This is a genomic window from Blastococcus sp. LR1 (genome assembly GCF_020166105.1).
GTDB lineage: Bacteria > Actinomycetota > Actinomycetes > Mycobacteriales > Geodermatophilaceae > Blastococcus.
The window spans coordinates 169,330-184,131 of the sequence record NZ_JAIUJY010000002.1 but is presented as its reverse complement, the minus strand read 5'-3'; the positions used below and the strand labels follow the sequence as shown (position 1 = coordinate 184,131).

The window sequence follows — 14,802 nt, the reverse complement described above, 5'->3', positions numbered from 1 at the left end:
CCGCATACATCCGGCGGCGCGTTCAACGTCGAACGCACGCGTGCTCCGGGGCCTGTCACCGCTGGCTCAGCAGCTGCCCGTCGGACAACCAGTCCGTCCCCCGCCACCCGGCCGGGGAAGAGGGAGGCAACGCACGTGAACTTGAGTAGGCGCGGAACTGCGCTCCTCGCGACCGGCATGGCCGGCGCGATGGTGCTCACCGCTTGTGGCAGCGACGACGAGGGATCCGGCAACGACGGGCAGGCCGCGGACCGGTCCGGCCAGGTCGTCTTCGGTGAGTCCACCGACTTCCCGGAGAACCTCTTCCCGAACATCGCGGCGGGCAATGCGACGTCCACCGCCAACATCCTGAACGGCATCCTCCCGGGTGCCTTCAACGTGCTGCCGGACTTCAGCATCACGCACAACGAGGACCTCCTCGCCGAGGAGCCGACCCTCGAGACCGAGGGCGGCACCCAGGTCAACACCTACGTCATCAACGACGACGCGGTGTGGAGCGACGGCACCCCGATCACCGCCGACGACTTCGAGTTCACCTGGCGCTCCGGCAAGAGCACCGACCCGGCCGAGGGCGGCTGCGCCTCGCTGCTGTCGACCACGGGCTACGAGCAGATCGAGTCGGTCGAGGGCAGCGGAGACGACAACAAGACCGTCACCGTCACCTACACCAGCCCGTTCGCCGACTGGCAGTCGCTGTTCAGCGGTGACTTCGGCGGCGGCATCCTCCCCGCCCACCTGATGGACGACGAGGACCCGGCCGTGGTCTGCGAGACGATCACCGAGGGGTGGCCGATCGCCGAGGGTCTGCCCGAGGACATCTCCGGTGGCCCGTGGCAGCTCAAGGCCGACGGCATCGACGTCGGCACGCAGACCGTCGTCCTGACCCCGAACCCGGAGTGGTACGGCGAGGGCCCGTTCCTCGAGCGCCTGGTCATCCAGAACATCGGCAACGACCCGACGGCCGCGGTCCAGGGTCTGCAGAACGGTGAGATCGGCGTGATCTACCCGCAGCCGCAGCTGGACCTGGTCGACCAGGTCGACGGGCTGGCTCCGGAGGTCGAGAGCGACGTCACCTTCGGGCTCTCCTTCGAGCACCTGGACTTCCAGACCCAGGACCCGCACCTGGCCAGCCTGCCCGTCCGGCAGGCCTTCGCCATGGCGCTGGACCGCGAGGAGATCGTGGCGCAGACCGTCGGTCAGTTCTCCTCCGACGCCGAGGTGCTGCAGAACCGCATCTACTTCAACAACCAGCCGCAGTACGAGGACACCGCGCCCGAGGACTACAAGCAGCAGAACGTCGAGAAGGCGAAGCAGCTGCTCGAGGGCGACGGCTACACCCTCGGCCCGGACGGCATCTACACGCACCCCCAGCGGGGTCCGCTGCAGATCCAGCTCGACACCACGGCTGCCAACCCGCTGCGGCAGACCACGATCGAGGTCATGATCCCGCAGCTGAAGGAGGCCGGCATCGGGGCGACGTTCAACGCCAACCCGGACATCTTCGCCGGTGCCGAGAAGCCGACCTCCCTCGAGGCCGGCGGCTTCCAGGCCGCGGTGTTCGCCTGGGTCGGTTCGCCGTTCCGGTCGGCCACCCAGTCGATCTACTGGTCCCCGGAGAACGGCCTCGGCCAGAACTACTCCCGTCAGGGCACGGCTGAGATCGACGCGCTGTACGACCAGTTCGTCCAGGAGCCCGACCCCGACGCGCAGACCGAGCTGGGCAACCAGATCGACGCCCTGCTGTGGGAGGAGGTGGCGACCGTGCCGCTCTACCAGAAGCCGACGTTCATCGCCTTCCAGAGCAGCATCCAGGGCGTGGAGGACAACTCCACCCAGGCCGGTCCGCTCTGGAACTCGGAGACCTGGACCGTCGAGTGATCGACCGGTCAGGGGCTCCCGGATCGCTCCGGGAGCTCCTGACCGCCGCATGACCTGGCCGCGGCCCTCGGTGCTCTGCTCCGGGGGCCGCGTGCCGCCTCGGCCCCCGAGGCGCACGACCGACCCCGCTCCGAACGCAGGTGGAGCGGCCCCACCCCCGACGTAAGGTTCGCGCCATGCTGTTCTTCGCGATCAGACGACTCCTCGGAGCCGTCCTCGTGTTGGTCGGGAGCTCGTTCCTGGTGTTCGCGCTGTGCGCGGCGAGCTTCGACCCGCTGTCGAAGTACTACACGCTGCAGCCGCGCCCGCCCGAGTCGTTCTTCGCGAACATGCGCGAGGAACTGGGGCTGAACGACAACTTCTTCCTGCGGTACTGGAACTGGCTCAGCGGAGTGCTGACCGGTGACTTCGGCGAGACCATCAACGGCACGCCGGTGGCCGACCAGCTCTTCGCGCGGCTCGGCGTCACCTCCCGCCTGATCGCCGCAGCGGTCATCATCGCGGTCATCCTCGCGATCATCGTCGGGGTCATCGGAGCGGTCCGGCAGTACAAGCCGTCGGACTACACCTTCACCTTCCTGGCCTACCTGCTGATCGCGCTGCCGACGTTCTGGTTCGCAGCCCTGCTCAAGGAGTTCATCGCCGTCGGTCTCAACGACGCGTTCGGCCGTCAGGTGTTCTTCACCCTCGGCGAGGAGACGGCGGCGCTGGGCCTGTACGCCGACGGCTGGGAACTCTGGTCCGACCGCCTCGCGCACCTGATCCTGCCGACGATCAGCCTCGCCCTGCTCTCCTTCGCCGCCTGGAGCCGGTTCCAGCGCGCCGCGATGCTCGACGTGCTCGGCTCGGACTACATGCGGCTGGCCCGCGCCAAGGGGCTCACGTACCGGCGCACGGTCGTCAAGCACGGGCTGCGCAACGCGCTGATCCCGCTGACCACCGTCGTCGCCCTGGGCATCGGCACGCTCTTCGGCGGCGCGATCATCACCGAGCAGGTCTTCGTCTGGAACGGCATGGGGCGCTACCTGCTCGAGGACGGCATCGGCGACAACGACATCAACGTGGTGCTCGGCTGGTTGCTCGTGAGCGCCGTCTTCGTCGTCGTCTTCAACCTGATCGCCGACCTCCTGTACGCGGTGCTCGACCCGCGGATCCGGCTGTCGTGACGGCCCCCGGCCGATAGGAAATCGAATGTCATCCACACAGGCCGCATCCACGGCGGGCTCGGTCGTCCCGGCCGAGCCGGGCGCTCCGGTCGGCGGCGGCGTCGACCGCGAGTTCGGCGTCCGCGCGCGCAGCCAGCGTCAGCAGATCATCCGCCGCTTCCTGCACAACAAGGTCGGCATGAGCGGCCTCGTGCTGCTGGCGATCATGCTGCTCTTCGGCTTCGTCGGCCCGCTGATCACCGGCACCGACTACGCCCTCCAGAACCGGGAGGCCCAGTCGGTCCCGCCGGGCAGCGACGGCTACCTCCTGGGCAGCGACGCGATCGGCCGCGACCTGCTCGCCGGCCTGATGCAGGGCGTGCAGCGGACGCTGCTCATCGTGGCGGTCTTCATGGTCATCGCGCTGCCGCTCGGCCTGGTGATCGGAGCGCTGGCCGGTTACTTCGGGCGCTGGGTGGACGCCACCCTCATGCGGCTGGTCGACCTGGTCCTCACCGTGCCGCTGCTGGTGGTGCTCATCGTGGTGGCCAGCAACTTCCCCGAGCTGCGGACCCCGCAGGGCGTGGGACTCATCCTCGGGCTCTTCGGCTGGCTGGACCTGGCCCGCATCGTCCGCGGCCAGTTCCTGACCCTGCGGGAGAAGGAGTACGTCGAGGCGGCGCACGCCCTGGGCGCGTCGGACCAGCGGATCATCTTCCGGCACCTGATCCCGAACGCCCTGGGATCCATCATCGTGTGGGTCACCCTGGCGGCGGCGACGGCGATCATCCTCGAGGCCTCGCTCACCTACCTCGGCTTCGGCGTCAACCAGGCGAACGCGACATCCCTGGGCCGTCTGGTGTCCGACGGCGTCCAGGCGGCCAGCACGCGGCCGTGGCTCTTCTACTTCCCCGGCGGAGCGCTGCTGCTCATCGTGCTGGCGATCAACCTGATCGGCGACGGCATCCGGGACGCGTTCGATCCCAGCCAGAGCCGCGTGCGGGCCTGAGAGGTAGTGGCATGAGCACCATCGACCCGCGGGGGTCCGGCACGTCCGCTGCCGGAGCGACGTCCCTGGACCTGATCTCCTCCAGCCGGACGGCCGGTGCGCCGGACCGCGCCGCGCGCTCCGCCTCCGACCCGCTGCTCGAGGTCCGCGACCTCAACGTCCGGTTCCCGACCGAGGACGGCCTGGTGCACGCCGTCCGCGGCGTGGACTACTCCCTGCGCCCCGGTGAGGTCCTGGGCATCGTGGGGGAGTCCGGTTCGGGCAAGTCGGTCACCTCGCTGGCGGTCATGGGCCTGCTGCCGTCGTCGGCGCGGGTCACCGGCTCGGTGCGCTTCCGCGGCGAAGAGCTGCTCGGACTCCGCGACAAGGACATGTCGCGCCTCCGTGGCTCGGGCATCTCGATGATCTTCCAGGACCCGATGACCTCCCTGGACCCGGTCTACCGCATCGGCCACCAGATCGAGGAGACGCTGCGGATCCACGACCGCAACCTCTCCAAGAAGGCCGCGACCGCGCGGGCGATCGAGCTGCTGGAGCTGGTCGGCATCCCGCAGGCCGAGGACCGGATCCAGGCCTATCCGCACGCCTTTTCCGGCGGCATGCGCCAGCGCGTCGTCATCGCCATCGCGATGGCCAACCAGCCCGACGTCATCATCGCCGACGAGCCCACGACGGCCCTCGACGTCACCGTGCAGGCGCAGATCCTCGAGGTGCTGGGAACGGCACTGCAGGAGACCGGCGCCGCGATGGTGCTGATCACCCACGACCTCGGGGTGGTCGCCGGCATGGCCGACCGCGTGCTCGTCATGTACGCCGGCCGGCCGATCGAGATCGGTGGCGTGGAGGACATCTACTACGAGCCGCGGATGCCGTACACGCTCGGGCTGCTGGGCTCGCTGCCGCGGCTGGACCGCGCCGACCGGGAGCGCCTGACGCCGATCGTCGGGGCGCCTCCGTCGCTGCTCAACATGCCGCCGGGCTGCCCGTTCGCGCCGCGCTGCCCCCTCCACGTGCCGGAGTGCGACGTCGACGAGCCGCCGCTGGTCGACGTCGGTCCGGGGCACACCGCCGCGTGCATCCGCACGGAGGTCGTCGCCGCGGCCCACGGGCACGCCACCGAGGTGTTCGACGCGGGTGTCACCGACGACGTCCTGGTCGAGGATGCGTCGTCGGCGTTGGTCGCCGGGGCCGACGAGCCGGCCGGGACCCCGCCGCCCGACCAGACCGAGCCCACCGCGCCGCAGGGCGAGACCGGCACCGTGACCACCCCCCGAGGAGAGAAGCCGTGAGCGAGCAGACGGCGGAGCGCACCCCGGCCGGGGCAGGCCGGCGCGAGCCGATCCTGTCGGTGCGCAAGCTGGTCAAGCACTTCCCGATCACCGGTGGGGGACTGCTGCGGCGCACGGTCGGCTCCGTGCGCGCCGTCGACGGGGTCGACCTCGACCTCTACCCCGGTGAGGTGCTCGGGCTCGTCGGTGAGTCCGGCTGCGGCAAGTCCACGACCGGCCGCGCCATCCTCAACCTCCAGCCCGCCACGAGCGGATCGGTCGTGTTCGAGGGGCGGGAGCTCATCGGGCTCAGCCGCAAGGAGATGCGCCCGCTGCGCCGGGACATCCAGATCGTCTTCCAGGACCCGTACGCCTCGCTGAGCCCACGGCTGCCGGTCTTCGACATCATCGCCGAGCCGCTGGTCATCCACGGGGTGGTCAAGGGCGAGGACGCGATCCGGGAACGCGTCGAGGAGCTCGTGCGGCTCGTGGGGCTGAACCCCGAGCACACCAACCGGTACCCCGCGGAGTTCTCCGGCGGGCAGCGGCAGCGCATCGGCATCGCCCGGGCGCTGGCGCTGGAGCCGAAGGTGCTCGTGCTCGACGAGCCGGTCTCGGCGCTGGACGTCTCCATCCAGGCCGGCGTCATCAACCTGCTCGAGGACCTCAAGAACCGGCTGCAGCTGTCCTACCTGTTCATCGCGCACGACCTCTCCGTCGTCCGGCACATCTCCGACCGGGTGGCGGTCATGTACCTCGGCCGCATCGTCGAGGTGGCCGAGCGCGACGAGCTCTTCGAGCGGCCGGCGCACCCGTACACGCAGGCGCTGCTCTCGGCGATCCCGCTGCCCGACCCGCGCCGCGAGCGGGCCCGCCAGCGCATCATCATCACCGGCGACGTGCCCAGCCCGGCGAACCCGCCCTCGGGTTGCCACTTCCGCACGCGGTGCCAGAAGTTCGCCAACGAGCTCTCCGACTCCCAGCGGCAGAAGTGCATCGACGTCGACCCGGCGCTGGAGGATCGCGGTGTCGGGCACCTCAACGCCTGCCACTACGCCCAGGCGGCGAAGGTGCTGTGACATCGCGATCCTCCGGATCGCACCGCGACCAGGTGCCGTGCCCCTGCTGAGCTGAGCGCGTCAGTCGTCCCTGCGCGGACTATGACTCTGTCGTCCTCCGGACGACACCGCGGCCAGGTGCCGTGCCCCTGGTGAGCTGAGCGCGTCAGTCGTCCCTGCGCGGACTATGACTCTGTCGTCCTCCGGACGACACCGCGGCCAGGTGCCGTGCCCCTGGTGAGCTGAGCCCTTTCGTCGTCCCTGCGCGGACCCTCCGGGCCCACTCGGGACGACAGGGCCGGCTCGGAGAGAATGCCGCTCGTGATCTCTGACCGGCGTCTCCTCCTCGTCCACGCGCATCCTGACGACGAGACGATCACCACCGGGGCCACGATGGCTCGGTACGTCGCGGAGGGGGCCCAGGTCACGCTGCTCACCTGCACGCTGGGCGAAGAGGGCGAGATCCTCGTCCCCGAGGTCGCGCAACTGGCCGCCGACCAGGCCGACCAGCTCGGTGGCTACCGGATCGGTGAGCTCCGGGCGGCGATGGCCGAGCTCGGCGTCACCGACATCCGCTTCCTCGGCGGCGCGGGGCGCTACCGCGACTCCGGGATGATCGGCACCCCGGCCAACGAGCGGCCGCGCGCCTTCTGGGGCGCCGACGTCGACGAGGCGGTGGGGCACGCGGTGGCGGTCGTCCGGGACGTCCGGCCGCACGTCGTCGTCACCTACGACCCGGACGGCGGCTACGGCCACCCCGACCACGTCCAGGCCCACCGGGTGGCCATGGCCGCCGTCGAGGCCGCGGCCGATGCGGCGTACCGGCCCGACCTCGGTCCGGCCTGGGACGTCGCGAAGGTCTACTGGTGCCGCCTCCCGCGCACCGCCGTCCGCGAGAGCGACGACGCACTGGCCGCGGCGGGGCAGCGGGTGCCGTTCCTCCCGTCGGCCGCGATCGAGCACGCTCCCTTCGTGGTGGACGACGACGAGGTGACGACGGCGGTGGACGCCGGGCACCTCGTGGACCGGAAGGCCGCCGCACTGCGGGCCCACGCCACCCAGATCACCGTGCGGGACGGCTTCTTCGCCCTCTCGAACGACCTCGGCCAACTGGTCCGGGGCACCGAGTACTTCCAGCTGGTCCGCGGCGAGCGCGCCGGTGACCCTTCGGCGCGGGAGGACGACCTGTTCGCCGGATTGCCGCGATGAGCCGACCCGTCGCGGCGACAGTGGGCTGGGGACTGCTCGCCGTCGTCGTCGCCGGCTGGCTGGCGCTGGTCCAGGTGTTCTGGCTGCCCCTGCGCATCGGCGGCGTGCCCGTCCCGGTGTCGATCGTGGGCGCCGTCGTCGGCAACGTGCTGCTGGTCCGCGGCGCGATGCTGATCACCGGGTCGAGGGTCGTCGCGGCTCTGCCCGCGGTGGTGTGGCTGGTCGTGGCGTTCGCGGCGATGGGCAGGCGGCCCGAGGGGGACCTGGTGATCACCAACGGCAACGTGAACCTGGCGTTCCTCGCGCTGGGCGTGCTCGCTGCCGCGCTCTCGGTCGGCCTCGTGCTCGGCGGCGCATCACGCCCGGCCGGGCCCGGCGCGTAGCCGGCCGGGTCAGGGGCGGGTCAGGGCCGGATCGTTCTCCGCCAGCCAGCTCGGCACGGAATCGGCCGGCATCGGACGGGCGATGTGATAGCCCTGCGCGACGTCGCAGCCCCACGTGCGCAGCGCGGCGAGGGCGGCGGCGTCCTCCACCCCTTCGACGACCATGCTCATGCCCAGGTCCCTGCTCAGCTGCAGGGTGCTGCGCACGATCGCGGCCGCGCGGGAGTCGGTCGTCAGGTGGGTCACGAAGCTGCGGTCGAGCTTCAGCTCGTCCACCGGCAGTGCCCGCAGGTAGGACAGCGAGGAGTAGCCGGTGCCGTAGTCGTCGACGGAGAGCCGGACGCCGAGCCGGCGCAACCCGGCCATGACCTGCTGGCTGCGCGCGGCGTCGGCCATGAGCACGTCCTCGGTGATCTCCAGGATCAGCGCCTCGGCCGGCACGGAGAAGGCGTCGAGCAGCATCGACACCTGCTCGGGCAGCGCGACGTCCTGGAGGTTGGAGACCGACAGGTTCACCGCGACCGAGAGGTCGTGGCCCCGCGCGCGCCACCCCTGGAGGTCGCGCAGCGAGCGCTCGAGGACGCGCAGCGCGAGCCGGCGCATCAGGCCGGCCTGCTCTGCCAGCGGGAGGAAGACGTCGGGGTAGAGCAGCCCGCGCGTGGGGTGGTTCCAGCGGACCAGCGCCTCCAGGCCGGTGATCCGGCCGCTGCGCAGGTCGAGCTTGGGCTGGTAGTGCGTGGTGAGCTGCTCGTCGTCGAGCGCCGAGCGGAGCTGCTCCAGCGTCTCCAGCCGGTCCCGGGAGGCGGGGGTGCCGTCGGGCGCCCACACCTCGTAGCCGTGCCGGCCGCGCTTGGCCGCGTACATCGCGGTGTCGGCCCGTGCGAGCAGCAGGGAGCGGTCCCGGCCGTGGTCGGGGCAGAGGGCGATGCCGACGCTGGCGTCGACGTGCAGGGGCATGCCGTCCAGGACGAAGGCGTCGCGCAGGGCGGTGCCGAGCGCGGCGCCGACCTCGCGGGCGCGCTCGGCGTCGGCGTCGGGCAGGAGGACGGCGAACTCGTCGCCGCCCATCCGGGCGAGCAGGTCACCGGGGCGCAGCGCCTTCTGCAGACGCGGGCCGACGAGGCAGAGCAGGTCGTCGCCGACGCTGTGCCCGAAGCTGTCGTTGATCTCCTTGAACCGGTCCAGGTCGATCATCAGCAGCGCGCAGCTGCGGTCGCCGGCGCCGTAGACGGTGGCCTCGACCTCCTCGATGAACCGCCGCCGGTTGGCCAGCCCGGTGAGGGGGTCGGCGTGCGCCTCGGTGGCCAGCTGGGTCAGCCGGCGCTGCTCGCTGGCGCGCAGTTCGGCGTTCTCGACGACGAGGGAGCCCTCCAGCGTCACCTGCCGGACTGCGTCGCGGACCGACGGCGACCAGGTGCGCGGCGTGCCGACGGAGCCGGTGACCACGAGACCGAGCAGCCGGTCACCGGACAGGAGCGGCACGCTGAGGTAGGAGGAGAGGTCGAGGGCCTGGCAGAGCCGCGGATCGAGCAGGTCGTTGGTGGTGGTGTCCTCGACGAGGGCCGGCGCCTTCTGCTCCGAGCTCAGCCGCCAGAGCGGGATGTCGGTGGCGAGCCGGCCCACCAGGTGGTTCTGCACGACCGCCTTGTGGGCGTCGGGCCAGTCGACGTGGCGGACCTCGACGAGCCGGTCGTCGGGGCCGACCAGGTAGGCGGCGCTGCGGTGGGTGCCGGCGAGGTGCTGGACGGCGCGGGCGACCACCTCGGCCGCCTCCGCGACGCCGGTGGCGCTCGAGCCGTCGACCAGCAGTTGCCGGACCACGCGGGCGGTGTTCAGGGAGGCGGCGCGGGCCTGGCTGGTGCGGGCCTGCTCGATGACGCTGCCGAGGTGCGCGCCGGCGGCGGCGGCGAGCCGGCGGACGTCCTCGGAGAACGGCCGCACCTGGGTGCTGTCGAGGGTCAGGACGCCGGCGAGCTCGGGGCTGCGGCCCAGCGGGACGGCGAGCGCGGAGGCGATCTGGAAGGAGTCGACCCACCAGCCCGAAACCAGCGCGGAGTGGCGGTCGGCCGTCATGGGCTCGCCGGTGCGCAGCACCTCCTCGGTGATCGGGAGGGGCACCGGAGCGTTGCGGAACTGCTGCCACGTGGCGAGGTCACGGCGGCCGTCGGCGTAGGCGGCCATGCTCGGCACCAGCCGGCCGTCCTCCAGCAGGAAGACGCAGGCCCGCTCCACCTCGCCGAGCTCGGCGAGCTGCCGGCAGGCGGAGCTGAGCAGGGCGTCGGTCGACTCCGCCTGGGCGGCGGACTCGATGAGACCGAGGAGCACCGCCGCCTGGTCCAGGCGGCGTTGCTGCGATCGCCGCGCCCAGGCCTCGGAGACGGCGGCGGCGAGGCGCGGGGTTGCCTGGCGCAGCAGGTAGGGGGAGGCGGCGGCCGCGGGCTCGATGGTGAGGACGCCGACGATCTGGCCGTCGACCAGGAGCGGCTCACCGTGGGCGGAGCGGATGCCGACCTCGGCCAGCTGCCGGTCGGTCGCCCGGCGACCGTCGGCGTGGCCGGTCACGGACTGGCCCGAGCGGATGACGGCGGCGAGGAAGGGGGAGTCCGAGAGGAGTGCGGGGGTGATCAGCGCGGGGTGCTGGTCCCGGGGCTCGGCGCCGGGGCGGACCGCCTGGCGGAAGGGGACGACGAGCTCGGTGGTGGCCTCGTGCACCCACACGGAGACGCGCGTGGCACCGGAGGAGGCGCGCAGCCTGGCGAGCTGGCTCTCCAGCGCGGCCTGGGCGTCGTAGGGCGACACCGGCGACGACTGTCGCGGCGGAGCCTCGGAGCGCGGCTTCTGCTTGGACACGTCGTCATCTTCGGCTGATGCGCGCCGGTCTTGAGCAGGGACCAAAGACCCACCCCGAACGGGTCAAGCGGCCCTGAGCGGGGATCCCGTCGAACGGGCCGCGACGCCGGAGGTGATACTAGGAGCGCATCTCGCACCCCCGGTCGTCGGCCGAGGGTGCCGCCGAACGCCCCGGGAGGGAACCCCGTGACCTACGTCATCACCCAGGCCTGTGTCGACGTTCTCGACAAGGCGTGCATCGACGAGTGTCCGGTGGACTGCATCTACGAGGGCGACCGGATGCTCTACATCCACCCCGACGAGTGCGTGGACTGCGGAGCCTGCGAGCCGGTCTGCCCCGTCGAGGCCATCTACTACGAGGACGACGTCCCGGACAAGTGGAAGGACTTCTACAACGCGAACGTGGAGTTCTTCTCCGACCTGGGCAGCCCGGGTGGCGCCGCCAAGACCGGCAAGGTCGGCAAGGACCACCCGCTGGTGGCAGCTCTCCCGCCGCAGGGCGAAGGTTCCTGACCACTCCGGGCCCCGGCGCGCCCCGCGCGCTGCCGGATTTTCCCTGGGACTCCCTCGCCGGGGCGCGGGCGCGTGCCGCCCAGCACCCCGGCGGGGTCGTCGACCTCTCGATCGGCACCCCGGTCGACGCGACACCGCCCGTGCTGCGGGAGGCCCTCGCCGCGGCTGCTGACGCGCCGGGATACCCGACGGCGCTCGGCACCGCCGCACTGCGCACGGCGGCGGCGGGCTGGCTGAGCCGCCGCCTGGGCGTCGACGTCGCCGACCCGACCGGTGCCGACCCGTCGGTGATCCCGACCGTGGGCTCCAAGGAGCTCGTGGCGCTGCTGCCCACCCTGCTGGGGCTGCAGGGGACCGCCACCACCGTGCTGCTCCCGGAGGTCGCCTACCCGACCTACGAGGTGGGCGCCGTCCTGGCCGGGCTGGCCGTGCGCCGCTGCGACACGCCGCCCGCGGACGGGGCCGGCGTCTCGCTGGTCTGGCTGAACTCGCCGGGGAACCCGCACGGGCGGGTGCTGGCCGACGACGAGCTGCGTGCCTGGGTCGCCTGGGGCCGGACGCACGGGATCCCGGTCGTCGCCGACGAGTGCTACATCACCCTCGGCTGGGACGTGCAGCCCCGATCGATCCTGCATCCGCAGATCGCCGGCGCGGACCACACCGGCCTGCTGGCGGTGCACTCCCTGTCGAAGCAGTCGAACGCCGCCGGATACCGGGGCGGGCTGCTCTCGGGCGACCCGGCGCTGGTGCGGCGCGTCTGGGAGGTGCGCCGGCACCTGGGCCTGCTGGTGCCGGGTCCGGTGCAGGCCGCCATGGCCGCCGCCCTGGACGACGACGCGCACGTCGATGCCCAGCGGGAGCGCTACCGCGGCAGACGTGAACGCCTGCTGGCGGCCGTGCGCGGTGCCGGGCTGCGGGTGGACCACTCCGAGGCCGGCCTCTACCTGTGGGCGAGCGGTGACGAGGACTGCTGGGTCACCATCGACCGGCTCGCCGGGCTGGGCATCGTTGCCGCCCCGGGGAGCTTCTACGGTCCGGCCGGCGCGCGGCACGTCCGCATGGCGCTGACCGCCACCGACGATCGGATCGACGCAGCCGTCGAGCGACTCCGCGCCTGACCGCTCTTAGGCGGGCTCGCGGTACCGGATGACGGTGCCGGCCCCGACACGGCGGGCGGCGGTCAGGCTGAGCGTGGCCCGCCGGAACACCTCACCGGCGGTGAGCGCCGGGTCCAGCGGCGAGATCGCGGCGGAGGCCGACAGGCCCGGGATGCCGAGGGCGTCGATCGCGGCCAGCAGGCGCGGTGCCACGACCTCGGCGGTCGTCGTCGGGCCGGCGAGGACGATGCCGAACTCCGCGGCACCGAAGGCGCCCAGCCAGTCGTCGCCGCGCACGGAGCCCGCGAGCAGTGCGGTCACCTGGCTCAGCGTGGTCCGCGGGGTCGGCCAGCCGTCGTCGCGGCGCAGCAGGCCGACGACCAGGAGGGTCACCGGCTCCACGGCGGTGCCGGGCAGCTCGTCGGCCAGGCGCTCGAGCAGCGCCTCGCGGGTGGGCAGCAGCACCGGCATGTCGGCGACCGCGGGAGCGGCCGCCGCGGTGGAAGCCGCCGGGGGGAAGTCGTTGGACGCGATCGTCATGGGGCAGGTGTCGGATCGTGGAAGCGGTTCGTTGAGCGCCCAAACGCCCGGTTACCCCTCCTGGGGGAACTGGATCGTGCGCAACGTGATCAGCTGCACTCGAGGGTGCCCGCGGCGAGCGCGGTCGTCAGCTGCTGGGCCATGGGCTCCCACTGCTGGTACAGCTCCGGGAACGCCGAGCGCTGCACACCGTCTGCGATGACGGTGAGCCGACCGGCCTCCCAGGCGGGGATGGTGATCAGCCGGTCGTAGAACTGGTTGGCCGCGTACACGGGATCCTGCACCTGCTCCGGGGTGCCCCAGCCCTGCGACGGGCGCTGTTGGAAGAGGCCGAGGGAGTCGCGGTCGCCGTAGTCGAGGTTCCGCAGCCGGGACTCCTGCTGTGCCGTGGCCAGCGCGATGACGACGGCGCGCTCGGGCAGTCCGCGGTCCCGCCCGACCTGCGCGATCGTGGCAGCGTTCGTCGCCTGCTCTGCGGTCACAGTGACCGAGCGGTCGGGAACCGTGCACGTGCCGGCCGCTGGGATGTCCGGTCGCTGCTGCTCGGTGCCCCAGGCGACCGCGGCGAAGAGCGCCGCCGCCACCAGGAGGGCCGGCCACCAGCGGGCGATGCCCTGCGTGCCGCCGGAGCTCCCTCCACCCTTCGGTCGACGCGACGATCCGCCTCCGGACGCCCGCCGGCGGGAGCTGCTGCGCCGCGCACCGCCGCGCGCGCCGGACGGACGCGGCCGCGTGGTGCTGCGAGCCCGGGCTGCGGCGGGGTGCGTCGCGGTGCGGGGGCTGCTCATCGCCACCGAGGGTAAGCGCGGAACCTGGCAGAACCCTGGTGCCCGAGGTCACCCCGGTGCGTTCAGTTGGCGTGCAGGTCCGCGTTCAGCTCGCCCCAGGTGCCCTTGCGCGGGAGCGCCTCGAGCGCGCCGCTGACGCTGTTGCGCCGGAAGAGCAGTCCGTTGCGGCCCGAGAGCTCCTTGCCCTTCACGACCGAGCCGTCGGGCAGCGTGATCCGCGAGCCGGCGGTCACGTAGCAGCCGGCCTCGACGACGCACCCGTCGCCGAGCGAGATGCCGATGCCGGAGTTGGCGCCGAGCAGGCAGCCGCTGCCGATCGAGATGACCTCGCTGCCTCCGCCGGAGAGCGTGCCCATGATCGACGCGCTGCCGCCGATGTCGCTGTCCGGACCGACGACGACGCCGGCGCTGATCCGGCCCTCGACCATGGAGGGCCCGAGGGTGCCGGCGTTGAAGTTCACGAAGCCCTCGTGCATGACGGTGGTGCCCTCGGCCAGGTGTGCGCCCAGCCGCACGCGGTCGGCGTCGGCGATGCGGACGCCGGAGGGGATGACGTAGTCGACCATCCGCGGGAACTTGTCGACGCCGAAGACGGTCACGTGGCCCACGGCGGCGCGCAGCCGGTGCGCGTTGAACCCGGCCGCCTCCACCGGGCCCGCGCTGGTCCACGCGACATTGGTGAGCAGCCCGAAGATGCCGGTCATGTTCGCCTGGTGCGGCCGGATCAGCCGGTGCGAGAGCAGGTGCAGCCGCAGCCAGACGTCGTAGGTGTCCACAGCCGGCGCGGAGAGGTCGGCGATGACCGTGCGGACCGCGATGATCTCGACGCCGCGGGCCTCGTCGCGGCGCACCAGGCCGCCGTAGTCGGGGCCGAGTTCCCCGGAGAGCTCCAGCGCGCCGAGCCGGGCCGTTCCGGAGACGGCGCCGTCGGGCGCACCGAGCCGCGGCTCGGGGTACCAGGTGTCGAGCACCGTGCCGGACGGCGTGACGGTCGCCAGACCGGCGGCAACGGCGGAAGCGGGGGCGGACGCAGCGTCAGTCACGGGGACGACGCTACCGAGCCG

The 14,802-nt window shown here is 72.3% G+C and carries 13 protein-coding genes; 9 read left to right on the top strand and 4 right to left on the bottom strand.

What is annotated here, in order from left to right:
- Positions 1–135 precede the first annotated feature (135 nt).
- The 7 genes from LBW97_RS05505 (at position 136) to LBW97_RS05475 (ending at position 7,950) form a co-directional block, all read left to right on the top strand.
- Positions 136–1,878 (top strand): ABC transporter family substrate-binding protein, encoded by a 1,743-nt coding sequence (locus LBW97_RS05505; protein WP_224498411.1) that lies wholly within the window; start codon positions 136–138, stop codon positions 1,876–1,878.
- 176 nt (positions 1,879–2,054) lie between these two features.
- Positions 2,055–3,044 (top strand): ABC transporter permease, encoded by a 990-nt coding sequence (locus tag LBW97_RS05500; protein WP_224498410.1) that lies wholly within the window; start codon positions 2,055–2,057, stop codon positions 3,042–3,044.
- A gap of 25 nt (positions 3,045–3,069) precedes the next feature.
- On the top strand, positions 3,070–4,032 hold the full coding sequence (locus LBW97_RS05495; RefSeq protein WP_224498409.1) for an ABC transporter permease: 963 nt from the start codon (positions 3,070–3,072) through the stop codon (positions 4,030–4,032).
- An 11-nt stretch (positions 4,033–4,043) separates the two neighbouring features.
- A complete protein-coding gene (locus LBW97_RS05490) occupies positions 4,044–5,321 on the top strand; it encodes an ABC transporter ATP-binding protein (RefSeq protein ID WP_224498408.1) in 1,278 nt (425 codons plus the stop codon).
- Complete coding sequence (locus LBW97_RS05485; protein WP_224498407.1) at positions 5,318–6,379, top strand: ABC transporter ATP-binding protein; 1,062 nt, start codon at positions 5,318–5,320, stop codon at positions 6,377–6,379. The genes LBW97_RS05490 and LBW97_RS05485 overlap by 4 nt, the downstream gene beginning before the upstream one ends.
- Before the next feature lie 300 nt (positions 6,380–6,679).
- Positions 6,680–7,567 (top strand): N-acetyl-1-D-myo-inositol-2-amino-2-deoxy-alpha-D-glucopyranoside deacetylase, encoded by an 888-nt coding sequence (mshB, locus tag LBW97_RS05480; protein ID WP_224498406.1) that lies wholly within the window; start codon positions 6,680–6,682, stop codon positions 7,565–7,567.
- Complete coding sequence (locus LBW97_RS05475; protein WP_224498405.1) at positions 7,564–7,950, top strand: hypothetical protein; 387 nt, start codon at positions 7,564–7,566, stop codon at positions 7,948–7,950. The genes mshB and LBW97_RS05475 overlap by 4 nt, the downstream gene beginning before the upstream one ends.
- A 9-nt stretch (positions 7,951–7,959) precedes the next feature.
- Here the strand turns inward: LBW97_RS05475 and LBW97_RS05470 are convergent, their stop codons facing one another.
- The gene (locus LBW97_RS05470; RefSeq protein ID WP_224498404.1) at positions 7,960–10,800 is read right to left on the bottom strand and encodes an EAL domain-containing protein; all 2,841 of its coding nucleotides are present in this window, start codon (positions 10,798–10,800) and stop codon (positions 7,960–7,962) included.
- A 186-nt stretch (positions 10,801–10,986) separates the two neighbouring features.
- Here LBW97_RS05470 and fdxA point away from each other — a divergent pair, with 186 nt between their 5' ends.
- Positions 10,987–11,313 carry a ferredoxin gene (gene fdxA / locus LBW97_RS05465; RefSeq protein ID WP_224498403.1) on the top strand — a complete coding sequence of 109 codons (327 nt, stop codon included), beginning with the start codon at positions 10,987–10,989 and terminating at the stop codon, positions 11,311–11,313.
- Positions 11,310–12,431, top strand: a complete 1,122-nt coding sequence (gene dapC, locus LBW97_RS05460) for a succinyldiaminopimelate transaminase (RefSeq protein WP_224499011.1) — start codon at positions 11,310–11,312, stop codon at positions 12,429–12,431. The genes fdxA and dapC overlap by 4 nt, the downstream gene beginning before the upstream one ends.
- Positions 12,432–12,437: 6 nt before the next feature.
- Here the strand turns inward: dapC and LBW97_RS05455 are convergent, their stop codons facing one another.
- The 3 genes from LBW97_RS05455 to dapD form a co-directional block, all read right to left on the bottom strand.
- Positions 12,438–12,950, bottom strand: a complete 513-nt coding sequence (locus LBW97_RS05455) for a GGDEF domain-containing protein (RefSeq protein WP_224498402.1) — start codon at positions 12,948–12,950, stop codon at positions 12,438–12,440.
- 89 nt (positions 12,951–13,039) lie between these two features.
- Positions 13,040–13,738: a hypothetical protein gene (locus LBW97_RS05450; RefSeq protein WP_224498401.1), complete on the bottom strand. Its 699-nt coding sequence runs from the start codon at positions 13,736–13,738 to the stop codon at positions 13,040–13,042.
- A 62-nt stretch (positions 13,739–13,800) separates the two neighbouring features.
- Positions 13,801–14,781 (bottom strand): 2,3,4,5-tetrahydropyridine-2,6-dicarboxylate N-succinyltransferase, encoded by a 981-nt coding sequence (gene dapD, locus LBW97_RS05445; protein ID WP_224498400.1) that lies wholly within the window; start codon positions 14,779–14,781, stop codon positions 13,801–13,803.
- Positions 14,782–14,802 lie beyond the last annotated feature (21 nt).